The 22,473-nt window shown below is 72.0% G+C and carries 24 protein-coding genes, 1 tRNA gene and 2 pseudogenes; 12 read left to right on the top strand and 15 right to left on the bottom strand.

What is annotated here, in order from left to right; translation table 11 throughout:
• Positions 1-45 precede the first annotated feature (45 nt).
• The gene (locus tag ACIG3E_RS04980) at positions 46-1,617 is read right to left on the bottom strand and encodes a PQQ-binding-like beta-propeller repeat protein (RefSeq protein WP_399611342.1); all 1,572 of its coding nucleotides are present in this window, start codon (positions 1,615-1,617) and stop codon (positions 46-48) included.
• Positions 1,618-1,812: 195 nt separating this feature from the next.
• On the opposite strand from ACIG3E_RS04980, the gene ACIG3E_RS04975 reads away from it, so the two are divergent.
• A complete protein-coding gene (locus tag ACIG3E_RS04975; protein ID WP_399611339.1) occupies positions 1,813-2,409 on the top strand; it encodes a TetR/AcrR family transcriptional regulator in 597 nt (198 codons plus the stop codon).
• Here ACIG3E_RS04975 and ACIG3E_RS04970 read toward each other — a convergent pair.
• Together ACIG3E_RS04970 and ACIG3E_RS04965 are read right to left on the bottom strand one after the other, a co-directional pair.
• The gene (locus tag ACIG3E_RS04970) at positions 2,406-3,191 is read right to left on the bottom strand and encodes an HpcH/HpaI aldolase/citrate lyase family protein (protein ID WP_399611337.1); all 786 of its coding nucleotides are present in this window, start codon (positions 3,189-3,191) and stop codon (positions 2,406-2,408) included. The genes ACIG3E_RS04975 and ACIG3E_RS04970 overlap by 4 nt on opposite strands.
• 122 nt (positions 3,192-3,313) lie before the next feature.
• Positions 3,314-4,399, bottom strand: coding sequence for a YncE family protein (locus tag ACIG3E_RS04965; RefSeq protein WP_399611334.1), 1,086 nt, complete (start codon positions 4,397-4,399; stop codon positions 3,314-3,316).
• 147 nt (positions 4,400-4,546) lie between these two features.
• Here ACIG3E_RS04965 and ACIG3E_RS04960 point away from each other — a divergent pair, with 147 nt between their 5' ends.
• Complete coding sequence (locus tag ACIG3E_RS04960; protein ID WP_399611332.1) at positions 4,547-5,437, top strand: LysR family transcriptional regulator; 891 nt, start codon at positions 4,547-4,549, stop codon at positions 5,435-5,437.
• On the opposite strand, the gene ACIG3E_RS04955 is transcribed toward ACIG3E_RS04960, so the two are convergent.
• Both ACIG3E_RS04955 and ACIG3E_RS04950 read right to left on the bottom strand, forming a co-directional pair.
• Complete coding sequence (locus ACIG3E_RS04955) at positions 5,434-6,876, bottom strand: condensation domain-containing protein (RefSeq protein WP_399611330.1); 1,443 nt, start codon at positions 6,874-6,876, stop codon at positions 5,434-5,436. The two genes, ACIG3E_RS04960 and ACIG3E_RS04955, sit on opposite strands and share 4 nt — an antisense overlap.
• 144 nt (positions 6,877-7,020) lie before the next feature.
• Entirely contained in the window at positions 7,021-7,521 is a 501-nt protein-coding gene (locus ACIG3E_RS04950) for a MarR family winged helix-turn-helix transcriptional regulator (protein WP_399611327.1), read from the bottom strand.
• 148 nt (positions 7,522-7,669) lie between these two features.
• Here ACIG3E_RS04950 and ACIG3E_RS04945 point away from each other — a divergent pair, with 148 nt between their 5' ends.
• Positions 7,670-8,431, top strand: coding sequence for a 3-oxoacyl-ACP reductase family protein (locus tag ACIG3E_RS04945; RefSeq protein WP_399611324.1), 762 nt, complete (start codon positions 7,670-7,672; stop codon positions 8,429-8,431).
• A gap of 36 nt (positions 8,432-8,467) precedes the next feature.
• On the opposite strand, the gene ACIG3E_RS04940 is transcribed toward ACIG3E_RS04945, so the two are convergent.
• Positions 8,468-9,325 carry a DUF72 domain-containing protein gene (locus tag ACIG3E_RS04940; RefSeq protein WP_399611322.1) on the bottom strand — a complete coding sequence of 286 codons (858 nt, stop codon included), beginning with the start codon at positions 9,323-9,325 and terminating at the stop codon, positions 8,468-8,470.
• 146 nt (positions 9,326-9,471) lie between these two features.
• Here ACIG3E_RS04940 and ACIG3E_RS04935 point away from each other — a divergent pair, with 146 nt between their 5' ends.
• Together ACIG3E_RS04935 and ACIG3E_RS04930 are read left to right on the top strand one after the other, a co-directional pair.
• Positions 9,472-9,594 carry a hypothetical protein gene (locus ACIG3E_RS04935; RefSeq protein WP_260422877.1) on the top strand — a complete coding sequence of 41 codons (123 nt, stop codon included), beginning with the start codon at positions 9,472-9,474 and terminating at the stop codon, positions 9,592-9,594.
• A gap of 80 nt (positions 9,595-9,674) precedes the next feature.
• Positions 9,675-12,743, top strand: coding sequence for a hypothetical protein (locus ACIG3E_RS04930; RefSeq protein WP_399611319.1), 3,069 nt, complete (start codon positions 9,675-9,677; stop codon positions 12,741-12,743).
• Positions 12,744-12,780: 37 nt separating this feature from the next.
• Here the strand turns inward: ACIG3E_RS04930 and ACIG3E_RS04925 are convergent, their stop codons facing one another.
• The 5 genes from ACIG3E_RS04925 to ACIG3E_RS04905 all read right to left on the bottom strand — a co-directional run bounded on the left by ACIG3E_RS04925 (position 12,781) and on the right by ACIG3E_RS04905 (position 15,977).
• On the bottom strand, positions 12,781-13,131 hold the full coding sequence (locus ACIG3E_RS04925) for a MerR family transcriptional regulator (RefSeq protein WP_399611316.1): 351 nt from the start codon (positions 13,129-13,131) through the stop codon (positions 12,781-12,783).
• Between the two features lie 566 nt (positions 13,132-13,697).
• Positions 13,698-14,015, bottom strand: coding sequence for an SCO5918 family protein (locus tag ACIG3E_RS04920; protein ID WP_399611314.1), 318 nt, complete (start codon positions 14,013-14,015; stop codon positions 13,698-13,700).
• A 50-nt stretch (positions 14,016-14,065) separates the two neighbouring features.
• Positions 14,066-14,371, bottom strand: coding sequence for a CBS domain-containing protein (locus ACIG3E_RS04915; RefSeq protein WP_399611311.1), 306 nt, complete (start codon positions 14,369-14,371; stop codon positions 14,066-14,068).
• 255 nt (positions 14,372-14,626) lie between these two features.
• Positions 14,627-14,830, bottom strand: coding sequence for a cold-shock protein (locus ACIG3E_RS04910; RefSeq protein WP_030362120.1), 204 nt, complete (start codon positions 14,828-14,830; stop codon positions 14,627-14,629).
• A gap of 421 nt (positions 14,831-15,251) precedes the next feature.
• Entirely contained in the window at positions 15,252-15,977 is a 726-nt protein-coding gene (locus ACIG3E_RS04905) for a transporter substrate-binding domain-containing protein (protein ID WP_399611308.1), read from the bottom strand.
• 786 nt (positions 15,978-16,763) lie between these two features.
• Here ACIG3E_RS04905 and ACIG3E_RS04900 point away from each other — a divergent pair.
• Positions 16,764-17,205: pseudogene (locus ACIG3E_RS04900) on the top strand (flavoprotein).
• 410 nt (positions 17,206-17,615) lie between these two features.
• Positions 17,616-18,266 carry a hypothetical protein gene (locus ACIG3E_RS04895; RefSeq protein ID WP_399611306.1) on the top strand — a complete coding sequence of 217 codons (651 nt, stop codon included), beginning with the start codon at positions 17,616-17,618 and terminating at the stop codon, positions 18,264-18,266.
• A gap of 307 nt (positions 18,267-18,573) precedes the next feature.
• Here ACIG3E_RS04895 and ACIG3E_RS04890 read toward each other — a convergent pair whose 3' ends face one another.
• Genes ACIG3E_RS04890 through ACIG3E_RS04880 form a run of 3 tightly spaced genes read right to left on the bottom strand, consistent with a single transcriptional unit; the run spans position 18,574 to position 19,841 of the window.
• On the bottom strand, positions 18,574-18,960 hold the full coding sequence (locus ACIG3E_RS04890) for a hypothetical protein (protein ID WP_399611303.1): 387 nt from the start codon (positions 18,958-18,960) through the stop codon (positions 18,574-18,576).
• Entirely contained in the window at positions 18,954-19,388 is a 435-nt protein-coding gene (locus ACIG3E_RS04885) for an ATP-binding protein (RefSeq protein ID WP_399611301.1), read from the bottom strand. The genes ACIG3E_RS04890 and ACIG3E_RS04885 overlap by 7 nt, the downstream gene beginning before the upstream one ends.
• Positions 19,389-19,433: 45 nt before the next feature.
• Positions 19,434-19,841 (bottom strand): NUDIX hydrolase, encoded by a 408-nt coding sequence (locus tag ACIG3E_RS04880; RefSeq protein WP_361838587.1) that lies wholly within the window; start codon positions 19,839-19,841, stop codon positions 19,434-19,436.
• A 109-nt stretch (positions 19,842-19,950) separates the two neighbouring features.
• On the opposite strand from ACIG3E_RS04880, the gene ACIG3E_RS04875 reads away from it, so the two are divergent.
• The 4 genes and pseudogenes from ACIG3E_RS04875 to ACIG3E_RS04860 all read left to right on the top strand — a co-directional run bounded on the left by ACIG3E_RS04875 (position 19,951) and on the right by ACIG3E_RS04860 (position 21,792).
• A complete protein-coding gene (locus ACIG3E_RS04875; RefSeq protein WP_399611297.1) occupies positions 19,951-20,739 on the top strand; it encodes a GntR family transcriptional regulator in 789 nt (262 codons plus the stop codon).
• 158 nt (positions 20,740-20,897) lie between these two features.
• On the top strand, positions 20,898-21,254 hold the full coding sequence (locus tag ACIG3E_RS04870; RefSeq protein ID WP_399611294.1) for a hypothetical protein: 357 nt from the start codon (positions 20,898-20,900) through the stop codon (positions 21,252-21,254).
• A 10-nt stretch (positions 21,255-21,264) separates the two neighbouring features.
• Positions 21,265-21,468, top strand: a pseudogene (locus tag ACIG3E_RS04865) (conjugal transfer protein TraS); the annotation flags it as partial.
• Between the two features lie 186 nt (positions 21,469-21,654).
• Positions 21,655-21,792 carry a hypothetical protein gene (locus ACIG3E_RS04860; RefSeq protein ID WP_399611292.1) on the top strand — a complete coding sequence of 46 codons (138 nt, stop codon included), beginning with the start codon at positions 21,655-21,657 and terminating at the stop codon, positions 21,790-21,792.
• Positions 21,793-21,807: 15 nt separating this feature from the next.
• On the opposite strand, the gene ACIG3E_RS04855 is transcribed toward ACIG3E_RS04860, so the two are convergent.
• Positions 21,808-21,881: transfer RNA gene (locus ACIG3E_RS04855), tRNA-Gly, on the bottom strand.
• Between the two features lie 305 nt (positions 21,882-22,186).
• Here ACIG3E_RS04855 and ACIG3E_RS04850 point away from each other — a divergent pair.
• A complete protein-coding gene (locus ACIG3E_RS04850) occupies positions 22,187-22,345 on the top strand; it encodes a hypothetical protein (protein ID WP_170316473.1) in 159 nt (52 codons plus the stop codon).
• Positions 22,346-22,473 lie beyond the last annotated feature (128 nt).

The following is a 22,473-nucleotide window of genomic DNA, read 5'->3' as shown; positions in this document are numbered from 1 at the left end:
CTTCTCCGGCGGGGCGCGGCCCCGCGGCGGGGCCGTCAGCGGATGTCAGCGGCCGAACGACACAAGCCGCCCCTGCTCCTTCTCGCCGCTGAGGCTCTTGGGGTCGAGCCGCGACGGCGCCACGAAGATCCGCCCGCCGCTGTACAGCGTCTCCCCGGCGAACATCGCGGCCTCCCACTTCTGGGCGGGCGTGGAGTGCCGCAGCAGCTCCCGCGGCGCCCCGCCCGTGGCCGGGAACCGCACGGTGCGGCCGGGCTTCCCGGACTGCGCGCGTACGTACACGACGACCCCGGAGACCTGGCCGCGCCCGGCCTGCCGCACGGGCCTGAGCTGCCGCCCGGGCACGGCGGCGTCCCACCGCCGCTTGCCCGTCGCCAGGTCGAAGGCGACGACCTTGTTGGGCCCGAGGATGCCGTCCTTGGGCTCGGTGGGCAGGACGAGCGCGTCGCCGCCGACGGCGCCGCCGGGGCAGTTCTGCACGCCTTCGCCCGCGTCCCCCGCCCCGTCGCACAACTCGAACGCGTACGGACCCCGGTCCATCGGGATCCAGGCGCGCTGGCGTCCTCGGCCGTCCACGGAGACGACGCTCCACTTGTCGTAGTCGCCCCGCTTGCGGACGGCGAGGACGAGGGGGTCGACGGAGTACACCTTGTCGACGCTCCAGCCGTCCTTGGTCCGGTAGCGCCACCGGACGTGGCCCGTCTTGGGGTCGACGTTCTTCACCACGCCGTGGGCCCTGGGCGCCCCGGCCGCGCAGTTCTCGACGTACAGGAGCCGCGCGCCGCCCGCCACGTCGTTCAGGTAGCAGGTGCCCACGCGGTCCCGCTTGGAGGAGAAGAGCCGCTTGCCGTCGCTGACGCGGTACGTGTGGGCGAGGTCGCCCTGGCCGACGGTGACGGCGGCGCGGGTCATGGCGAGGTGGACGCTGCTCGTGCTGTCCGAGAGGTCGTGCTCCTTGAGCTCGCGGTGCCAGCCCTTCTCGCCGGTCCGCAGGTCGATCTGCTGGAGCTGGTTGCACTTGCCGGAGCCGGAGGTGGTGCCGTCGCCGTACGCGACGACGACGTGGCCGCCCGCGCTGTCGACGGGGGTGTCGCACACCCGGTCGGGCAGCCGCAGCGTCCAGGCCTTCTTGCCGTCCCGCGCGCGGTACCCGGTCACCGTGTCGTAGAGGGCCTGCACGACGAGGGCGTCGGACCCGCCGGGCGCGCCGCCGTCCACCGTCCACAGGTCGCCGAGCATGGCGCCCTTGCCGGGCAGCTTGACGCCGTTCAGGTCGAGCCAGCCCTTGGACTCGCCCGGCTTCGCCCCGGCGTTGACGTCGATCCGCCGCACCGGCGGGCCAAAGCCGCCGGGCGCGTCCGTCCGCTCCCCCGAGCCGGACGGTTCGCCCGACGGCCCCGACTCCCGGGCGACGGGGGGCCGGAAACCGCCCGACCCCTTGTCGCCGTCCTCCTTCAGGAGGACGTACCCGCCCGCGCCCACGGCCGCCGCGAGCACGGCGCCCGCGACGACCCAGGCCGTCGCGCCCCTACGCCGCCGCGGGGCGGCGGGGACGGGGTCGACGTACGGATTGCCCGGAACGGGCTCGTGCGGGCGCTGGGGCGGAGGACCTGCCATGGCAAGAGTGTGGCCCAGCAAGCGAGTTGGTGGAGATACTTTCTAGAAAATTCCTCTAGAAGACCCGGACGCCGAAGCGTTCTCGCCGACCTCCGCGCGGCCGGTTCTGCTCTACGCTTGAACGCATGGCGGCGGACGAGGTGACAGCAGCCGGACGCATCCGTTCCGGAGCCACGGAGCAGCCCGGACGGCGCCGTGTCCCCTAAGCAGCAGCGGGGCGAGGCCACCGTCGACCTGCTCCTCGACACCGCGCTCAGGGTGTACGCGCACGCGGGCGCGCAGGGCTTCACGGTCAACGCGGTCACGGCGGGCAGCGGCGTGAGCTTCGGCAGCCTCTACCACCACTTCGGCAGCTTCGACGGCCTGGCCGCCGCGCTCTATCTGCGCTGCGTGGACCAGCTCTGCGACCCGGTGGCGGACGCCGTCACCCGCTGCCGCACGGCCCGCACCGGCGTCCGCGCCCTGGTGCGGACGTATCTGGACTTCACCCGCGACCACCGCGACGTGGCCCTCTTCCTGCACGGCTCCGCGTACTCCAGCTATCTGGCCGCCCACGCGCAGGAGGTGATGGCGGCGAAGGAGGCCAAGTTCGCGCCCATCGCCGCATGGCTGCGCCCGCGGATCGTCTCCGGCGAGGTGGCCGCGCTGCCGCCCGCCCTGATCGAGGTCCTGGTCATGGGCCCCGTCGCGGAGACGGCCCACCGCTGGCTCTCCAGCACCTACGAGGTGGACCTGGACGAGGCGGCCCGGGTCCTGCCGGACCGCATCTGGCGGTCACTGCGGCCCGACTAGGCCCGACCGGCCGCACGGCAGCGGGCGAGCAGGTCCGCGGCGCCCTGTACGAGCAGGCCCACGTCACTGCCGACGGCGACGAAGGCGCAGCCCTCCCGGCGTGCGGCGGCGGCGAGTTCGGGCGTGGGCGCGAAGGTGCCGCACGGCTTCCCGGCCTCGCGGCAGGCGGCGACGGCCCCGGTGAAGGCGTCCCACACGTCCGGGTGGTCCGGCGCGCCCAGGTGCCCGAGCGCGGCCGACAGGTCGTAGAGCCCCACGAACAGCGCGGCCACGCCGTCCACCGCCGCGATGTCCGCCGCCGCGGCCACCGCGCCCGGCGTCTCGATCTGCGGGACCAGGCACATGGCGGCGTCGGCGGCGCCCAGATAGCCGGGCGTGCGGTTCCAGCGCGAGGCGCGGGTCACCGCGCTGGCGACGCCCCGGGTGCCGTGCGGCGGGTAGCGGGTGGCGCGCACCAACTCCCGTGCCTGCGCGGCCGATTCGACCATCGGTACCAGGAACGACCGCGCGCCGATGTCGATCAGCGGCCGCAGCCCGTCCGCGCTCCCGCTCGGCGGCCGTACGACGACGGCCGTCCGGTCGCCGATCGCGCGGAGCTGGTCCAGCGTGCTGCGCACGTCGTTGGGCCCGTGCTCGCCGTCGACGAGCAGCCAGTCGAACCCGGCGTCCGCGCAGACCTCGGCCGTGGACGCGTCCCCGAGGCTCAGCCAGAGCCCGGTGAGGAAGCCGCCCTCGGCCAGGCGCTCCTTGAACGCGTTGAGAGGGGAGGGGGAGGTGGGCATGGTGTCCTCCAGTGGGGCGGCGGTGGTTGCCGGGCAGTCTGGCCCCCGGCCGCCCGGGGCGGGCCCCGGACGGCCGAAGTCGGCGTGAACCCGGGTGCCCGGGCGCGCCGGGGCCCGGTGCCTCAGGCCGGGCGCGGCACGTAGGCCAGGCCGTGGGCGCCGGGCTCGCCGTTGCGGGCGACGTCGATGCGGGCCAGGCGCCGCAGCGTCTCCAGGTCCACGACGTCGACGGTGGAGGAGACGACGCCGGAGACGTAGCCGAGCCTGCCGTCGGGCGACGAGGTGATCGTCAGCGGGAAGTGCCCCACCTCGGTCTCGCCGAGCACCTCGTGGGTGGCCGCGGAGTACACCCGAAGGCGTCCGGGCGCGTGGCCTCCCAGGGGGCTGCCCGGCGCGGGCGTCATCCGCAGCTCGCCCGCGAGCAGCTTGCCCGTCGACGTCAGGTGCACCGGGAAGACCACGTTCTCCGTGGGCAGGAAGCCCGTGACGGACGCCGTCCGGGCGTCGACGACGCGGATGCCGGGGGCGGGCGGGGCCCCCGCCGCCCCGTCGGCGGCCCGTGGCGGGGCGAAGGACCCGTACGGGGAGGCGACGAAGGCGTGCGTGCCGTCGGCGGAGACGGCGAGGCCCTCGCTGCCCGGCACCTCCACCTTCGCGGTGAGCACGCCCCGTTCGAGGTCGACGACCGACACGAACGGCGCCTCCTTGTTGGTGGCGTACCCGATCGTGCCCGCCGGGTCGATGGCGAACCAGTGCGGGCCCGGCGCGTCCGTGTCGATCCGGCCCAGCGGCTTGCGGCTCTCCACGTCGATCACCACGACCCCGCCGGACCGGTCGTCGGACCCCTCCACGCTGACGTAGAGACGCCCGCGCCCGACGTCCAACGCGAGGCCGTGCGGCCCGTGTTCGGGCGCGATGTCGACGACCTCGACGACGCGGCGCGCGTCCGGGTCGATGACGGTCAGCTCCGTACGCCGCCCGGTGTTGTCGTGGTAGTAGCCGGAGGCGTACGTCGTCGCGCACCACAGCAGGCGCCGCGCCGGGTCGAAGCACACCTCGTGCGGCTCGGCGCGGACGTCCACCGAGCCGAGGCGCCGGTCGGTGACCGCGTCGAAGAACGAGACGGTCGGGCCGCTCTGGCTGACCACGGCGAGCACGTCGCCCTCGCGATCGGCACGGGCTGCCTTGTCCTGGTCGGACTGCTGCATGAGGTCTCCTGGGAACGGCGGAGGGGGCGGGGCTCAGCGGCCGCCCCGGGGAACGCCTCCACCCTCGCCACCGCGGGAGGCGGGAGCAATGCAAGGATCAGCACCCCATCGTTGCCGCCTCCGTAAAAATGCAGCTCAGGAAGGCCCATGGATCTCAACCTGCTGCGTGCCCTGGACGCCCTGCTCCAGGAGAACAGCGTGACGCGCGCCGCCGAGCGGCTCGGCACGTCCCCCGCGGCGGCCAGCCGCACCCTCGCCCGGCTCCGCCGCGCCGTCGGCGACCCCCTCCTGGTCCGCGCGGGCCAGGGCATGGTCCCCACGCCGCGGGCGCTCGAACTCCGCGAGCAGGTCGCCGCGTTGCTGCGCGGCTGCGACGACGTGCTGCGCCCCGGCGCGGGCTTCGCGGCCGAGCACCTGAGGCGCACCTTCACCGTGCAGACCATCGACCTGCTCCAGGCGGGCCTCGCCGGGACCCTCACCGAGCGCGTCCACGCCGAGGCGCCACACGTCGACGTGGTCTTCCTGCCGGAGTCGACGGAGGGCGGCCCGGCCCTGCGCCAGGGCCTGGTGGACGTCGAACTGGGCGTCCTGTCCCACCTGGACCCGGAGACCCACACCCGACAGCTCTCCCGGCTGGCCCTGGTCGGCGTCGCCCGCGCCGGGCACCCGCTGTTCGACGGCCCCGTCGACGCCCGCCGCTTCGCCGAGGCCGGGCACATCGGCATCTCCCGGCTCGGCAAGCGCCTGGGCCCCATCGACACCGAGCTGGCGAAGCTGGGCCTCAGCCGCCGGGTCGCGGTCGTCGTCCCCAGCCACACCGGCGCGCTGCTCCTGGCCCGGGACACCGACCTCGTCGCCCTGACCCTGCCCGGCTGGCTCCCCGACGCGACCGAGGCCCTGGGCCTGCGGACCTTCCCCGTGCCGCTGCCCCTGCCGCCGATCGACCTGGGCATGGCCTGGCACCCACGCAACGACACCGACCCGGGCCACCGCTGGTTCCGCAACCACCTGGAGGCAGCGGTGCGCGCCCCGCGCTAGGCGCCTGAGGCGACCCGGGGCCCCTCGTGCCGCGCCCGCCCGGAGGAGGCGCGGCCGGGCACCGCCCGCGCCACGTCCACCACCCGCTCCCGCAGCCGCTCCACGACGAGCCGCATGTTCTTGTACGCGGCATCCGTGTCCGGGTAGCGGCAGGCGAACTGCAGCCCCTCGTGGAGCCGCGTGAGCCACGCGCACACCTGGTCCCCGTACGACACCCGGATCAGGCCGTACGCCTTCAGCTCCTGCCACCGCTCCGAGCCGGGCAGGGCCCGCGTGTCGACGTAACTGACGATCGAGTACAGGTCGGGCGAGGTGGGCCGGAAGTCGGCGCCGAGGAGCGGGAGCACCCGCGCGATCGGCATCCGGGACAGCGGCCTGGCCTCGCGCAGGGCGGCGCGGACCATCCGCAGCGCGTCGTCGAAGTCCGCCGCGTCGGCCACGGGCACCTCGATCGGCGCCCCGCCCACGTACCAGCCCACCGAGTCGGCCCACTGGGAGCGCACCCGGGTGTGGAAGGGCACCACCGTGCGGTACACGCGCAGGCCGCTGATCTCCCGGGTGATGAGGGCGACGGCCGCGAGGACGCCGACCAGGCTGCCTCCGTAGGGACGGCAGTACGCCTCGAAGGCGGCGGCCTCCGCGTCGCCCACGAGCATCTCGTGCAGCAGCCGTTGCTCGGGCAGCGGGCCCTGGGGGTCGAGGCCGAGGTCGACGGGGAAGTTCGGCAGCTTCCCGTCGCAGCGGCCGATGAACTCCCGCCAGCGCGCCACGATGGCGTGGGTGTGGTCGATCCGGTCGGCGTCCGTGCGCTCGCTCGCGCAGAAGTCGACGTAGCTGGCGACCGGCGCGGCGGCCACGGCGTCGCCCCGGAGCCCGGCGGCGTAGAGCTCGTGGATCTCGGCGGTGACGCGCTGGATCGAGTACGAGTCGACGTTGCTGTGGTCGAACGCCATGCACACGGTAGCCCCGTCGTCCCGGACGATCGCGGTGAAGATGAAGTTCGGCCAGGTCAGCGCGTCGGCCGCGGTGTCGAAGCGGTCCTGGAGATAGCGGGTCAGGGTCGCGGCGTCGGTGAAGGTACCGCCCTCCGCGCGGTGCAGCGCCACGTCCTCGGCGGCCAGCGTGAAGCGCCGCATCTCGTCGCCCGCCCACCGGAAGCCGCTGCGCAGCGTCTCGTGCCGCAGCGTCCAGGCCCGCAGCGCGTCCTGGAGCACGTCGAGGTCGATCCGCCCCGGCAGGTCGAAGACCGTGCCGAGCCAGGTCGGCACGAAGAGGCCGTCGCCGCGCACCGTGCGCGAGGTGCGGATGTGCGACTCCTGTACGTACGCGGGCGGCCGGACGTCGTCGGGCAGCTCGCGCGCGGCCCCCACCGCCGCCGGGTGCAGCGTCCACTCCACGAGCCGTCCGGGACGGAGCTCGCACCGCTGAAGGTCGGTCACGCGCACGGGTCTCACCTCACCTGCCCTCGGGAGGCCGACGCCGGGCAGCACTGTCGATCCATGCCTCCATGCCGCTCGGGCACCGCTCACACCGCACTGAGGGGATCAACGAGCGTAGGGGCAAAAGGGCCCGGGGCGCGGGTTTCACGCCCCGGTCGGCTCAAAGCCGATCCGGCAGGGCCCGTCCGTGGGCACCCGTACCTTGGCCACCACCGCGTCGCACAGGTCACCGAAGGCGGCGAGCTCCTCCGGAGTCATCGCGTCGACGAACCAGGCGCGCACGTGCGCGACATGGCGCGGCGCCGCCGCCTCTATCGCCGCCCGGCCGGTGCCGGTCAGGACGACGTCGGCGTACCTGCTGTCGTCGGCGCACGCCTCGCGACGCAGCAGGCCGCGCCGCTCCATGCGGCTGAGGTGGTGCGAGAGGCGGCTCTTCTCCCAGCCGGTCTCCCGGCCCAGGGCGGCGGCTCTGGCGCGGCCGTCCGGCGCCTCGGAGAGCGCGACCAGGATCTGGTAGTCGGAGGAGGACAGGCCCGCTTCGTCCTGGAGGTGGGCGTTCAGGCGCGTGAGCAGTTCGGTGTGCAGGGAGACGAAGCTCCGCCACGCGCGCTGTTGTTCGTCGCTCAGCCACCCGGAATCGCTCATGGCGCGATTCTACGCGGTCAGGTTGACGTATCAACCTACCGGGCTTAGCTTCGAGTTGACGTATCAACCTGAGGCGTCGGCCTGAGGCGTCGACCTGGCGCGTCAACCTGAAGCCTCAACCGACGGGCGATCCACGAAGGGCAGCCGCATGACGAACACGCCGAAGCAGGACGGACCCCTCAGCGGCAAGGCCGCCCTGGTGACCGGCGGCAGCCGGGGCATCGGCGCGGCCATCGCCCGCAGGCTCGCCCGCGAGGGCGCGGCCGTGGCGCTCACGTACCACGCGTCGCCCGGCAGCGCGGACGGCGTCGTCGCGGACATCCGGGCCGAGGGCGGCACGGCGGTGGCCATCGCCGCGGACTCGGCCGACGCGGAGGCCGTCCGCGCCGCCGTCACCGGCACGGTGTCCGCCTTCGGCCGCCTGGACGTCCTCGTGAACAACGCGGGCGTCGGCTCGATGGGCCCGCTCGGCGAGCTCACCGTCGACGACTTCGACCGGGACGTCGCGGTGAACGTGCGCGCGGTGTGGGTGGCCTCGCAGGAGGCCCTGCGGCACCTGGGCGACGGCGGCCGGATCATCACGATCGGCAGCGTCTTCGCCGACCGGATGCCGTTCCCGAACGGTACGACGTACGCCCTCACCAAGGCGGCCGTCGCCGGTTTCACCCGGGCCCTCGCCCGGGAGCTCGGCCCCAGGGCGATCACGGTCAACAACGTCCAGCCCGGCCCCGTGGCCACCGACACCAACCCGCCCCAGGGCCCGATCGCCGACGCCATGACCGCCCTGACCCCAGCGGGCCGCTACGCGACCCCGGAGGAACTGACGGGCCTGATCGCCTACTTGGCGGGCCCGGAGTCGGCGTACGTGACGGGCGCGACGCTCAACATCGACGGCGGCTTCCTGACGTGAGCGCGGCGGTGACCGTGGGCCGGTGGGGCGCGGCGGTCACCGCGGGCCCGTGGCGCCGAGCAGCCGGGTCAGGGTCTCGGCGCCCCGCACCGCGGCGTCTCCGCAGCAGTTGTTGAACAGGGCGTGGATCCGCTCGACCCGCTCGGCGAGGGCGCGCAGCCTCGGTACCCACTCGGCGAGTTCGGCGTCCGTGTACGCGTGCCGGAACCGCTCCTCCTTGCTCCCCGTCCCCCACGCGGCACTGCGCCCGTGGAACCGTACGACGGACAGCCGTGACGTGGTGACGGCCGTGACCGGCGGCACCGAGGCGGGCAGCGTCCGGTTCATGTCGACGGCGACGGCGGCCATGCCGTACCGCGCGAGCAGCGCGCGCGTGGCCCCGCACCACTCGGCGGACCACCACGCCGGATGCCGGAACTCGACCGCGACGGGCCACCCCCGGGTGCGCCGGGCGCAGTCCGCGAGGAACTCCTCCGCCCGCGGCCCCGGCCGGAACCACGGCGGGAACTGGAAGAGCACGCTGCCCAGCCGCCCGGCCCGGCGCAGCGGCGCGATCCCCGCGGTGAACCGCTCCCACACCTCGTCGAGCGCCGCCGGGCCCCGGGGCCCGGCCCGCATCCCCTCCGGCAGCGCCGCGCTCCGCGTGGGATGGCCGGTGAGCAGCGAGAACGCCTTCACGTCGAAGACGAACCCGGGCGGCGTCCGCTCCGCCCACAGGAGGCTGTTCCGCGCGCTGGGCAGCGCGTAGTAGGAGGCGTCCACCTCCACGACAGGGAACCGCTCGGCGTAGTGCCGCAACCGCCCCTCGGCGTCCCGCCGCCCCACCGGGTACCAGCCGCTCCGCACGAGCTCCCGGTCGGTCCACGAACACGTGCCCACGAGGATGTCACCCATCCCGTGCGGTTACCCGGACCCCTCAGGGCCAGTACGCGTGCCGCCGTCTCGTCTCAACTCGTCCCGGGCGCGGGCCCGTCCGCGAGAGTGGATCCCGGTCGGCGATCCGGTCGGCCGCCCGAGCCCACCGAGACAGGAGCCCCGTCATGCCCCGACGCCCCCTGAGCCGTCGCGAGCGGCTGACCCTGCTGGGATTCGTCCTGAGCGGCCTCGTCTCCGCCCTCGTCGGAGCGGCCGCCGACGAGACCTTCCGGGCCCTCGTCTCCTGACCGACGGCCCCCCCACCCCGTCCGCGACCGATTCCGCGACTTTCGCGGCGGCCGCGCCCGCCCCACGCAAGGATGCTTCGATGACCGGTCGCAAGAGTGGTGCGCGGCAAGGGAGCCAGCGACGGATTCCGCAGCCGCTGGGCGTGACTCCCGCGCCGCTGCGGGACTTGAAGGAGTACGTCTACGAGCTCTACGTGGACGCGGGGACGCCGTCGACGCAGCGCATGGCGGAGGAGATCGGGCAGGACGACGCCCTCCCCGGCAGCCCCTCGAAGGCCACCATCCACCGGATCATCGGCTCCACGGAGCTCCCGACGGGGCAGGAGGACGTCGCCTCCGTGGCCCTCCTGCTCGCCCGGTGGGCGGGCCGGGACCCGGGCAAGGTGGCGACGCGGGTGCGGCGCATGTGGGTCGCCGCCCAGCTCGCCCAGCCGCTCGGCAGCCCCGTCGTCGACCTCGACCCCTTCGCCCTGGAGGTGCACCGGGCGATCAGCGTGCCCGGCGACAGGTCGCTGCCGAGGCTGCCCGCGTACGTACCGAGGGACCACGACGCGGCCCTCGGCGACCTCGTGGACCGGGCGACCGGCGGCGAGAGCCTCCTGGTCACCCTGGTCGGCGAGTCCTCGACCGGCAAGACCCGCGCCTGCTGGGAGGTGCTGCGGCGGCTTCCGCCGGGGTGGCGGGTGTGGCACCCCTTCGACCCGACCCGCCCGGACGCCGCCCTCGTACACCTCGCGGAGGTCGGCGCCCAGACGGTGATCTGGCTGAACGAGATCCAGCACTACCTCCTCGCCCCCGACGCGCGGACCGCCGAGGGCATCGCCGCCGCCCTGCGCTCGCTCCTGACCGACCGGCGCCGCGGCCCGGTCCTGGTCCTCGCCACCATCTGGCCCCGGTTCTGGGAGGCCCTGACGCTGCCCTCGGCCACCGGCGCCGACGACCGCTTCGAGCAGCAGCGCAAGCTCCTCACCGGCATCGGCCGGTGCGTCGTGGTGCCCAAGGCGTTCACCGAGCACGACCTGGACCGGGCGCGGCAGCGCGCGCACCACGACCCGCGCCTCGCCAGCGCCCTCGCGGGGGCGAGCGACGGCGAGATCACCCAGTTCCTCGCGGGCGTGCCCGAACTGATGCGGCGCTATCTGTGCGCGCCCCCGGCGCAGAAGGCGCTCGTCCACGCCGCCATGGACTACCGCAGGCTGGGGCACGGCCCCGCCCTCCCGCACGAGCTGCTCGCCGAGGCCGCCGAGGGCTATCTGAAGGAACAGGAGCGGGGCCTGCGCGGCGGCGCCTGGCTGGAGGAGGCCCTCGCGTACTGCGCGATGCCGTGCCACGGGGTGCCGGGACCGCTCACGCCCGTGGCGTCCCGGAGCGGCACCGGCCAGGGCCGGGCCTACCGGCTCGCGGACTACCTGGAGCAGTACGGCCGCGTCGAGCGCCGCCTGATGTGCCCGCCCGCCCCCTTCTGGGCCGCGGCGAAGCGCCACTGCCTCACCACCGACGACAGCGTCACCCTGGCGCGCGCCGCGCAGACGCGGGGCCGCCTCCAGATCGCCGCGTCCCTCTACGGCCGGGCGCTGAAGGCCGGGAACACGGACGTGCGCCCCGAGTTGGGCCGCCTCGCCGAGGCCGTCGGCGACCTCGACCGGGCGAAGGACTTCTACGAGGCCGCCTGGGAGGACGACCGCAGGGCGCGCTGGGAACTCGTCCGCCTGCGCCAGCTCAAGGGCGAGCCGGGCCGGGCGGAGGAGCTGGCCCACGAGGCCGCCAACCAGGGCGACAGCTCGTCCCTGACCCGCCTCGTCCGGCTCCGCCAGGAGGCCGGGGACGAGGCGGGCGCCCAGCGCCTGACCAGGAACGCCGCCGCCACCGGCAAGATCAGGACGTACGCGGGACTCGCCCGGTCCCGGGAGGAGGCGGGGGACCGCCACGGCGCCGAGGAGCTCGCGTTCCTCGCCCTGACCCAGACCGGCAGCACGTACGCGCTCTCCGACCTGGTGGGTCTGCGCGAGAAGGCGGGCGACGCGGCGGCCGCGGAGCGCCTGGTGGTCGCGGCCGCCGCCCGCGGCAAGGTGCGCCCCGCGCTGCGCCTGGCCGGGGTGCGGCGGCAGGCCGGGGACCGCGCGGGCGCGGCCCGCGCCCTCGACCTCGCCGCGGACTCCGGCAGCATCTTCGCCCTCACCGAGCTGGCCCGGCTCAAGCGGCGGTGGGGCGACAGCGAGGGCGCCGAGCGGTTCCTGGGCACGGCCGTGCGCCAGGGCAGCGTGTACGCCCTGACCGAGCTGGCCCGGCTGCGGGAGAAGGCCGGGGACCGGGAGGCCGCGGTGCGGCTCTACCGCAGCGCGGCCTCGTACGGCAGCACGGATGCGCTCGCCCACCTCGCCCTGCTCAAGGAGGAGGAGGGCGCGGGCGAGGAGGCCGAGCGCATGGCGTGCGGCGCGGCGGGCGGCGGCAGCACCTTCGCGCTGCTCGAACTGTCCTGGCTGCGCGAGAAGAACAGCGACTCCGAAGGCGCCGAACGCCTGGCCCACACCGCCAACCGGGCGGGCAACTCCGGCGCCCTCGTCCTCCTCGCCCGCCTGCGCGAGAAGTCCGGCGACAAGTCCGGAGCCGAGGCGCTCGTCCTGCGCGCCGCCCGCACCGGGGACGCCCAGGTGCTCAACGAGTTCGTCCTGCGCCGGGAGAAGAGCGGCGACAGCGAGGGCGCCGAGCGCCTGGCCGCCGCCGGGGGCGGGCGCGTGCTGCTGCAACTGGCCCGGCTCTGGGAGTCCGACGGCCGGAGGCCCGAGGCGGAGCGCCTCTACCAGCGCGCCGCCGACCTGGGCCGCACCCAGGCCCTGGGCGAACTGGCCCGCCTCAAACAGCAGTCGGGCGACCACGAGGCGGCCGGACACCACGCCCGCGCCGCCGCGCACGCGGGCCATGTGGAGGCCCTCTCCGACCTGGCCCACCTCTGCGCGCAGCGCGGCTCCCTGGCCGAGGCCGACCGCCTCTACCGCCTAGCGGTCAACGCGGGCCACGACGCGTCCCTGCCCGCCTGGTCCGCCCTCCGCGCCCGCACGGACCCCCGCTGGCACGACCTCCCCCACTACGGCCTCACCGCGGAAGGAGACCTCGCGGGCCCTTGGCGCTTCGCGCCCCGCCGCTGCTGAGGGGCCACCGGCCCGGGCCGCGTCGGTTCGCGCGCGGTCAGCCGGAGCTCGGGGCGGAGCGGTCGGACGCCGCGGCCGCGGCACGGCGGTACTCCGCGTTGATGCGCTGGGCTTCCTCGAGCTGGTCCTCAAGGATGACGATGCGGCAAGCGGCCTCGATCGGGGTTCCCCGGTCGACGAGCTCGCGGGCGCGGGCGGCGATCCGCAGCTGGTAGCGCGAGTACCGGCGGTGTCCGCCCTCCGAGCGCAGCGGAGTGATCAGCCGAGCCTCGCCGATGGCTCGGAGGAAGCCGGGGGTGGTGCCGAGCATCTCGGCGGCCCGGCCCATGGTGTACGCGGGGTAGTCGTCGTCTTCCAGACGATCGCTGAGCGGATTATCTGCTGCCATGTCACCTCGTCATGCAACGCGTCGAGGGGCCCTGGTGCCGTACGGCACCAGGGCCCCGAAGGGAATTCAACACCATCTGTCGGCCCTCATGCTGTGCCGACCTTCTGTTTCCGCTACCTGGCCCGGCAGGGGCGGGGGTGCGGGGATCGCGACTGCGTGACCGGGGACCACCATCCATTCCGGGGTCTTGCGGTACCCGGACCGAGCTGGTCGGGCCGGGCGATCCTGATGGCGTCTGCTCCTTCCTCTGCTGAACGAACCACTGCGATCGGGTCCTGCTTCACGTACTGCTACCCGCCAGTTCGTGTCTGCCGGGTCTCACTCGACTGTCTCGACAAGAAAAATGGTAGGGGCGTCATGGGCCAATGTCTACTCTGACGAGAGTAGATTTTTTGATCCGGCGGTCAGGGGGGCCTGCGGCCCGGGGCGGCGGGGCGGCGAGGGCCGCGTCACGGGCGGCGACACGGTGACACAGCAGTGAGGGCCCTGCCGACGCGTGTCGGCAGGGCCCTCACGGGGTCTCTGGTGGCGGTCTCCCGCCGATCGTGGCGGTCTCCCGCCGGTCGTCACACCTCCGCGGCGGCGACGGTGCCGCCGAGCAGCGCCGACGCGTTCTGGAACGGCGTGGGGGCGGCCGCTGGCGCGGCCGCGGGCTGCGCGTGGCAGGTGAAGCCGAGGCGGGTCATGGCCCGGACGATCTCGCCGCTGGTGAAGTCGCGGGGGTCCTGTCGGGTGATGACCTGGCCCACTTGCTTGACCGGGTAGCGGCGGCGGCCGATGGTCACGGACTCGCCCGTGACGAACTCGGGCGTGACGCCCTCCATCGAGGCCAGCACCCCGTTCTTGGTCAGCTCGAACGGGTACCGGGCGATGACACAGCGCATGTTGCCTCACAGGGAAGGAGTACGGAGGGTGGGGTGACCGGGCGAGAGGGTCAGCAGGCGACGGGGAGGGCGCCGGGCGAGGCGACCGGTCCGCCGAGGACGTCCCGCAGCCGGAGCCGGTCGGTATAGGCGGGGCTGCCGCGGAGAACGGCGAGCCCGGCCAGGGTGATCAGGCCCGTCCTCTGTTCGTCCCCGTCGCAGAGCACGAGGTGATCGACACGGGCACCGGCCATGAGGGACAGCGCCACCTCGACCGTCATGTCGTCACAGACCCGGGGCCCGGACGCGTCCCCGCCGTCGACCACGGCCACGGGGGAGGGATTCACTCCATGGTGCTGCGTCTGGGTCGGCGTCATTGGGGCCTCCTGGGAAGGGGTGGGACGTTGACTTATGGCATGGAGCGTGTTGCACACCTGAAGTTCATAGGAAAAATTCTCCGGCGCATCGAGAGGACGGCGCAGGGAATTCACGAGAATTCACGAGAATGATCCACAGCGGCGAGCCGAAATGGCAAGCTGAAATGACATGAGACATACCCGGAAACGCAGCGAGCTGGGGCCCGCACCCCAAGGTGCGGGCCCCAGCTGCGAAGTTTGCGCGTGGTGCGGGTGTCAGGCGGGAACGATGTTCTCGGCCGTCGGGCCCTTCTGGCCCTGCGCGATGTCGAACGTCACCTTCTGGCCTTCCAGCAGCTCGCGGAAGCCCTGGGTGGCGATGTTCGAGTAGTGGGCGAAGACGTCGGGGCCGCCGCCGTCCTGCTCGATGAAGCCGAAGCCCTTTTCCGCGTTGAACCACTTCACGGTGCCAGCAGCCATGTCATTTCTCCTTCAGAGGCGGTTTCAGGAACCCGCCGTGCGAATTCCGTGTCGCCGTGATGATTACCTCGTAGGAAATGAACCTTCTGGCAACCACACCTGCAACTGAGGTCGACAGTAGCACGCTGCGATCGGCCAGGCACGGTCAATCATTTCACTCCGGCCAACACCCAAGGAATACTCGCCACGGCCCGCGTCTATTTCTCATTTGGCAAGCACAGATATTGCCCCTCGCGGACACGGCATTCCGCCCGCACGCCCTGCTACGGGCACCTCGCGTCACGCCCCAGCGGGGGCGGCCAGCGCGGGCTCCTGGCCGGAGCGGCGCAGCGCCCCGGCGACGAACCCGGACGCCACCGCCCTCCGCTCCGGGCGCACTGAATGGCTCCCTCGGCCGACTCTCATCGCACCCCGGCTGGCGTCACGCCCCAGCGGGGGCGGCCAGCGTGGGCTCCTGGCCGGAGCGGCGCAGCGCGTCGGCGACGAACCCGGACGCCACCAGCTCGGTCACGAGGTCGCTGAGGAACCGCACGGTCTCCGGGCTCCGCTCCCTCGTCGTGCCCATGGCCTGCCGGATCGTCATGAACGCGGGCTCAAGCAGGCGCAGTTCGGGGTGCCGAGCCACGTGCGCGGTCAGCGGCTGACGGATACCGGCCGCCACGTCCAGGCCCTCGGCGTGGAAGACATCGACACCGTCGACACCACGCACCACAGTGGCGTGCTGGAGGGCACGGCTCAGGTAGAGGTCGTACGCGGACCCCTTCTTGACGCCGACGCGCACCCCGTCCCGGTCCACGTCGGCGGCCGAGGCGAACCGCGATCCCACCGGCACCGCGTACGTCCCCTCGATGTGCACGTACGGCGTACTGAAGGCGACCTCCTCCTCCCGTTCCGGATCCACGGCCAGAAAGCACAGGTCGGCTTGCCCCTCGACCATCGCGGCGTACGACTCCCGAGCCGCATCGAAACAAACAAACCGCACCGGCAGCCCCAGCCGCCCCCCAACCTCCCGAGCCAGAGCGACACTTACCCCACCCGGCTCCTCGGGCGTGCCCTGAGCCAGGACGGGATTACCAAGGTTGATGGAAACCCGCAGCACACCAGCGGGAGCCAGGTCACGGGCAAGCTCTGCGTCTATGGAAGTCATGGCCCGAGCGTAGGCGGCAGTTGCTCGTCAATGACGTCGGGCGGCGTGGGGGCCGACGGAAAGCCGCGCAAGGAGCCCTGGCGATCGACGGCCAAGACGCTTGGCCTCCTGCGAAGCGCACCCCGCCCTGAGCACCAGCGGAGCGCATGGCAAGCAACTCCTGTTGTCCGCCTGCTGACCGCGCGGAAGAGACCTACCAGACGAGGCGGACGTGGAGCCAGCAGCGGGGTTGCCAGCGCCACCACGGCGCGAAGGCTTCGCGGAGATCCACCCTCCGCATCTTGATCAGCTGATACAGCATGATCGTCACGGCGATATAGACACGCAACGCCCACCACATCAAGCACAGTTCGAGAATGAGCAGCTAGAGCAAGCAGAAGAACCCGAGGACGCGGAGAGCGCGGGCGTCGGCGCGGGCGAGGCAAGCACCGCACCTTCGGCCTCTGTAGGTCGTGCATCGACAAAGGTTGTGCATCTCGTCCCGCCAGTACGGGCTTCGGACGCGTGCGGGAGTCGCTGCCATGGGCGAGGACCTATCTCGGTCGACGTGAGGGGCGCGGACCCCTGGCTCAGGCTCCCCCGTGCCCGGCGTTGACCCCGCCCGCGTCTGCAGCCAGCAGGAACGCTTCCCCGATGCCTACCGTGCCTCCACGTCGCCGAACGCCGTGCCGCTCAGGACGTCCGCCGCCCCGGTATGCGAGACCTCGTCACCGACCCCGCCGCCCGAGACCCGCCCCGTACGCTGCCCGAGCCGCACCACTTCCACCGCAGGCCGGCAGCCACCGCCTGACCGACCCGACCGCAGCCCCGAGCGAGAAGCCCTTCCTCTACGTCACCCCCGAAGTCGGCCGACTGATCACCGCTGCGCGGGAACGAGCGCGGGGCGTCGGAGGCGTCGCCACTCCACAGGCACTGGGCTTCCTCCACGTCCAGGAGATCGAGTCCCGCACCGGCTACCCGATCCGCTCCGCCTGGCGCACTCCGGGAGACGTCCGCCCTCTGCCGCCCGCAGACGCCATCGCCGTCGCCCCGGCCAGCTTCAACACCGTCAACAAGTGGGCCGCCGGAGTCTCAGACATCCTTGCCCTGGGCCCCCGGCCCGGAGTGGTTGCGCGATACGGGCGTGCTCATCGGCTCGTACGAGCCCCATCGGCCGAAGGCCGGGGGAGGGGCGGAGCGGTTCCGCCGGACAGAGGCACTCGACCTCCTGGAGCCACAGCTCCGCTGATCCCACGCCACAACCGGAAATAACAAGCCCCAGGTCACTGACCTGGGGCTACAGAAGAGCGGGTGACGAGAATCGAACTCGCGCTCTCAGCTTGGGAAGCTCGGGACTTTCAGGCCGAACACTGGGCTGAGCTGCGACGAAGCAGTCAGGTCACCGGCTTGGCTGCCGGGCTGTACCCCGCCATTCCCTGCGGTTCCCCACACGACCTGGCACACGAGTGGCACGCACCCTCAGCCTTGCAACGTTCTGGGGTACCGACTCGTCGTAGTGTCTGAGCCGCAACCGACGAAAGTCAACCACGATGGCGGGTGCGTCGGCCGACCAGGCGCGCGTGTGTCACCGCAACTCACCACCGGACCTCAACCACGCTGCTCGGTATCGATCGAGCGCGAGCCGCACGGGAGCTGACAGTGGACCCTCAAACGACTGCGGCGCTTCTCGCTGGTGGATTTGCCCTTGCAGGCAGTCTCGGAGGCGTGCTAATCAGCGGAAACCTTGCCCGACGCACGGATGAGAGACGTCTGGCGGCAGAAGACGAGCGTCGCTGGCTGACTGATCGACGAGCGAGCTACTCAAGCTATCTCGGGCTCGCCGAGTCGATGTTGAAAGAGATCGACAGCGTGGCGGTCCTCTTGTCCTATGACGGCGAGCAGCCGGTCACCAGCGACGAAGAGGAGCTGATCGTCGAGGGGCTGGCTGATTATCTAGTGAAGTGGGACGAGGTTCTTCAGCCAGCGCTGGGAGAGGTGCAGTTGCTGGCAACCTCTGAGGTGGCAGATCTTGCAGACAGAGTGTCGGGCGCGCTCCTGGAATTGACCATATATGTCGAGACTCGGCGTGCGTTCACGGAGTACTACCCATCTTGGTTCCAGGCCCAAGACCTAGTGAAGGTGCTGAAGGACGCCATGCGCGTTGAACTCGGTGTTTCTGCAACGTTCCAAAACGCGACGCTGAGCCGTCAGTTGGCAGAGTGGCCTTGGCTCCCTGACCGGCCACCTCGTGAGGCCTATTTTCAAGGGCACAGTAGACATGACTCACCGAGGCAGGGCGATCCAACCTGATGGTCGGCCGATCAATAGCCGCCGTTACGTCAGCCGAACTGCCCGGGAAACCGTCGTGGCAGCGGTGTCACCGTGGGTTCACATCCCATGGCCTCCGCTCGCTGAGCAGTGAAGGCTGCCCCTGATCTGGTAACTCTGGTCGGGGGCTGGTCTCGTGCCAACTTCCCGTGACTGCCCGCTGTAGAGCGCGGCCCGGGCGCTGGCCGGGCTGGAGCGGGGCGGAGACAGGAGCGCAGGCCCGGCCGGGGGCCGGGCCGCGCGCGGGGAGCGGAGCGAGCCGCCTTGAACCAGTAGAGAAAGTTGTAACTCAGTCGGTTGGGTGGGGCTTGAAGTCGCCTACAGCCGTTGGGAGTTCAGGTGCCTTGTGGCCGTCCGCGAGGGGCAGGAAGAGCACCGGGTGCACCGTCCACGTGATGTGCGTGCTGGCGTACGTCACCGACACCGTGCAGGGCTCCGAGCGCAGGAGGGCCCGTCGTGTGTCGATACGGCTCTCGTAGAGCCAGTCCCAAGTCTCCTTCGGGACCTCTGGGTTCAGCTCCGCCGTGATGGCCCGCAGGGCCGTGGGGAGCCAGCCGTCCGTCTGGGTCGCGGAGTACGCGCCGAAGGATGTCGTCACCGTCGGCCCGCCCGGTTCCCTCAGGTCCTCCGCCCAGCACTCGCACCAGAATCCCCGGGTCAGGTCGTCGCTCAGCATGGGTGACCCCCTGGCCCTGGCCGTGGCGAAGTGAACAGCTCCGCCGTCACCGTGTGCGCCCCGTCGCTGTTCCGCACCACCACCCGGTGGGCCAGCGCGCTGACCATGCCCAAGCCTCTGCCGTGCACCGCCTCCTCGTCGGGATGCTCGACCTTCGGAGCCCCGTCCGTGCCTCCGTCGTCCGTGACCGACAAGGCGATCACCTGCGCCGACACCGCAAGAGCCAGGTGGAAGCTGCCCAGCTCCCGCCCACTCGCCGTGTGTAGGACCGCGTTCGCGCTCAGCTCGCTCGCGATCAGTTCGGCGTCCTCCGCGAGGGGCGAGGAGCCCAAGATGTCGCGGGTCCAGCGGCGGGCTCGGCTGACCTCTTCGGGGAGACCTGGGCAAGTGAGTCCCCAGACCCGGGCGGTGCTCGTATACTCGTGCATACAAGTTCCTTTGTGCTGCTAGGCCGCCATGTGCAGCGGGTTCGGCTATACGAGTTTCACGCCGTCGTGGGCGCGGATGGCCGGTGGGGTCGTCGCGTCGAGTGCGTCCAGGACGCGGATCGCGTACGCCTCGTCGGCGAGTTGGGTGACCTCTTCGCGGGTGGCCCAGCGCAGGGCGCGGGTCTCCTCGCCGGTGGTGGGCGTGCCGTCGGCGGCCTCGCAACGGAAGACCAGGGAGACGATCAAGCCCGTCATGTTCTTGTAGACGCCGGTCAGGGTCGCGGGAAGTGCGATCTTGACGCCGGTTTCTTCGAGGACTTCGCGCTGGAGGGCTTCGGGGATGGTTTCCTCGCGTTCGAGGACGCCACCCGGAGGCTCCCACTGGCCGTTGTCGCGGCGCTGTATCAGCAGGGCCCGCCCCTGGTCGTCGACTATGACTCCGGCGACGCTCACGGAATGGGGGCGGTCAGTGCTCACGTTCCTCGGCCCTCTCGGCTGGCTAGGCTCTCCACCGTAGCAACAGCACTCGCCCACTCGTCTAGATACCTAAAGGAGTACACACGTGACCTCACTCCCTACCGGCTTGCTCGGCGAGGTTGACCCCACGAGCGATCGTGCGGTCTTCCGGCAGATCGCCGATCAGCTGCGCGAGGCCATCGACCGTGGGCGGTTCAGGGAGGGCGAGAAGCTGCCCTCCGAAGCTGAGCTTGTCGACCACTACGGGGTATCCCGGATGACGGTCCGCAACTCCTTCTCCATCCTCCAGGGGGAGGGACTCGTACACGCCGAGCACGGCAAGGGCGTCTTCGTCCGCCCGCGTCCGCCGGTGCGGCGTCTCGCTTCGGACCGGTTCGCCCGGCGCCACCGCGATCAGGGGAAGTCCGCGTTCATCGTCGAAGCCGACGCGGCCGGTAGCCACCCCCAGGTGGACAGCCTGGAGGTGAAGGAGGAGAAGGCCACGCAGGATATCTCCACCCGCCTTGGCTCGGTTCGGCGCGTGCTCGCCCGGCGGCGCCGCTACCTCCTCGACGGCCGTCCCGTCGAGTTCGCGACCTCGTACCTCCCGCTCGACATCGCCCGCGGTACGCAGATCGCCGAGCCCAACCCCGGCCCCGGCGGCATCTACGCCCGCCTCGAAGAGCTCGGCCACCGCCTCGACCGCTTCGAGGAGGACATCCGCGCCCGCATGCCCTCGCCCGCCGAGGTCAAGACGCTGCGGCTCGCGTCCGGCGTGCCGGTGATCCATCTGATCCGTACCGCGTACGACACGGAGGGGCGGGCCGTGGAAGTCTGCGACACCGTGATGGCCGCGGACGCGTACGTCCTGTCCTACCAACTCCCCGCGAACTGAGGGGCGATGGGGCGCGAGGCCGTTCTCCGGACTCCTCCATCTCATCAGGCGCACTCGTATAGACGAGTGGGTGAGTTGCGTGTCAAGGTAGTTCGCGTTCCCGAGAGTTTGAGTTCGCCGGATGCACCTTGTGTAGACGAGTAGATAGGGGAACTGCCTTGCGTACCATCCGTGTTCAGACCTCGGGCGCCACGATCCTGCTTACCAAGACCCCGGAGCCCAAGGTCTGCGATCGCCAGACCGGCAAGCGGGCCGTGGACGCGGTCAGCGGTGAGCCGCTGATGACCATCGGCGTCGTCTACATCGAGGAGGGGGAGTCGTCCCTGATCAAGGTCACGGTGCCGGAGAGTGGGGTGTCGGAGGGGCTGGTCCTCGGCTCGTACGTCTCGCTGCCTGGGCTCATCGCCCAGCCCTGGGAGAGGGGCTTCAACGGCCAGCAGTGCCACGGCATCGCCTACCGCTGCGCCGCCGTGACGCCCGCCGCCTTCCCGGTCGCCGCCGGAGCCGCAGCCTGATGGCCGACCTGACTCCGCCGAACGGCTGCGGCACGCCTGGAGAGTTCAGGCCGTGTACGTCACCACGGTCAAGCCGGGTGTCGTCGAGCTGCGGCTCGGCGGTTTCGACGTGCTGCGGCGTGTGCGGATGGCCCGCTGGATGGCTGGTGGGCTCCTCAAGGCGCCGGTGGCGCTGCGGGAGGCCGCGTCTGTCACTGTGTCAACGACGAGGGCTCCGCGAGATGGCCATCGGCGACATCGCCCCTGAGGCCGCGTCCTTGGCGCGTGCGCCGTCGCGCCTGACCTGCCCGCGTTCAAGCCGTTCCGGCCCGTGGCCGCCTGATCCCACCTGTTCCTATCTCGGCTGGGACGAACGTTCTATTCGGCGCCGTGTGGGCAGTCCTCGGAGAAGGTCGCGTGGGTGTACCAGCACTCCGACGGGGAGCGGCAGCGCGACGTGGCCGCCGGGCTCGACGAGGCGCCCGCCGGGAGCTGGTCACGCACCCTTGTGGTGCGCGCTCTGGAGCGTCCGGGCAACAAAGAACCCCCGGGTCCATGACCTGGGGGTTTCGCGTGGAGCGGGTGACGAGAATCGAACTCGCGCTCTCAGCTTGGGAAGCTGATGTTCTACCATTAAACTACACCCGCACGGTACACCGGTTGAACCGGTTTCGTACTGTCGGACACTCTACCTCATCCCAGGCCCCGGGCACCCCGCCCCCGGGGCCCGGCTGCGCTGTGTGGGGTCTGTGTGACTGCGGGCTAAGGGAGTTGGGGCGTACGGTGGGGGCCTTCCGGGGGGTCCTTCGGAGGTCTCGCGGCGCCGGGGGCGGGGAACGCGTGAGGGGTCCCCGAGGGGTCGGAGTGCCGCCTGGAGTGGCGTCCCTTTCATCCCGTAATGTGGCTTTCGTCGTCCGCCAGTTACGGCTTTGGGGAAGGGACTCAAAGACTTGATGGAGCGCACCGTCGTCCGCTGTGCCGAGGGGCACGTGTTCAGCACCGCTTCGTTCCCGATGCAGCAGGCCGACCGGCTCGGGCCCGGCCGCCTCATCCGCTGTCCGCGGTGTGCGCGGCTCCGCCACGCGGTGCCGGTGGAGTTCGAGAAGCGGTAGGCCGGGGGCGGGGGAGGGGCTTGAGCCGCCAGGCCCAAGCCCCTCCCTGCACCACCACCGCCAGTACGGCGACAGAGCGCGCGGGTGCCGCATTGCGCAAATTGCGGCCTTCCCGCGCGCTCTGCGTA

This window comes from Streptomyces sp. NPDC053474 (genome assembly GCF_044544845.1).
GTDB lineage: Bacteria > Actinomycetota > Actinomycetes > Streptomycetales > Streptomycetaceae > Streptomyces.
Note: the sequence above shows the minus strand (reverse complement) of the source record. Positions and strands in the feature narration are given on the sequence as shown.

Bases quoted from the DNA above. Each gene is read 5' to 3' on its own strand.
- ACIG3E_RS04980 (WP_399611342.1), bottom strand. From the start codon at position 1,617: ATGGCAGGTCCTCCGCCCCAGCGCCCGCACGAGCCCGTTCCGGGCAAT.
- ACIG3E_RS04970 (WP_399611337.1), bottom strand. From the start codon at position 3,191: ATGCCCACCTCCCCCTCCCCTCTCAACGCGTTCAAGGAGCGCCTGGCC.
- ACIG3E_RS04965 (WP_399611334.1), bottom strand. From the start codon at position 4,399: ATGCAGCAGTCCGACCAGGACAAGGCAGCCCGTGCCGATCGCGAGGGC.
- ACIG3E_RS04960 (WP_399611332.1), top strand. From the start codon at position 4,547: ATGGATCTCAACCTGCTGCGTGCCCTGGACGCCCTGCTCCAGGAGAAC.
- ACIG3E_RS04950 (WP_399611327.1), bottom strand. From the start codon at position 7,521: ATGAGCGATTCCGGGTGGCTGAGCGACGAACAACAGCGCGCGTGGCGG.
- ACIG3E_RS04945 (WP_399611324.1), top strand. From the start codon at position 7,670: ATGACGAACACGCCGAAGCAGGACGGACCCCTCAGCGGCAAGGCCGCC.
- ACIG3E_RS04940 (WP_399611322.1), bottom strand. From the start codon at position 9,325: ATGGGTGACATCCTCGTGGGCACGTGTTCGTGGACCGACCGGGAGCTC.
- ACIG3E_RS04935 (WP_260422877.1), top strand. From the start codon at position 9,472: ATGCCCCGACGCCCCCTGAGCCGTCGCGAGCGGCTGACCCTGCTGGGA.
- ACIG3E_RS04930 (WP_399611319.1), top strand. From the start codon at position 9,675: ATGACCGGTCGCAAGAGTGGTGCGCGGCAAGGGAGCCAGCGACGGATT.
- ACIG3E_RS04925 (WP_399611316.1), bottom strand. From the start codon at position 13,131: ATGGCAGCAGATAATCCGCTCAGCGATCGTCTGGAAGACGACGACTAC.
- ACIG3E_RS04920 (WP_399611314.1), bottom strand. From the start codon at position 14,015: ATGCGCTGTGTCATCGCCCGGTACCCGTTCGAGCTGACCAAGAACGGG.
- ACIG3E_RS04915 (WP_399611311.1), bottom strand. From the start codon at position 14,371: ATGACGCCGACCCAGACGCAGCACCATGGAGTGAATCCCTCCCCCGTG.
- ACIG3E_RS04910 (WP_030362120.1), bottom strand. From the start codon at position 14,830: ATGGCTGCTGGCACCGTGAAGTGGTTCAACGCGGAAAAGGGCTTCGGC.
- ACIG3E_RS04905 (WP_399611308.1), bottom strand. From the start codon at position 15,977: ATGACTTCCATAGACGCAGAGCTTGCCCGTGACCTGGCTCCCGCTGGT.
- ACIG3E_RS04890 (WP_399611303.1), bottom strand. From the start codon at position 18,960: ATGCTGAGCGACGACCTGACCCGGGGATTCTGGTGCGAGTGCTGGGCG.
- ACIG3E_RS04885 (WP_399611301.1), bottom strand. From the start codon at position 19,388: ATGCACGAGTATACGAGCACCGCCCGGGTCTGGGGACTCACTTGCCCA.
- ACIG3E_RS04850 (WP_170316473.1), top strand. From the start codon at position 22,187: ATGGAGCGCACCGTCGTCCGCTGTGCCGAGGGGCACGTGTTCAGCACC.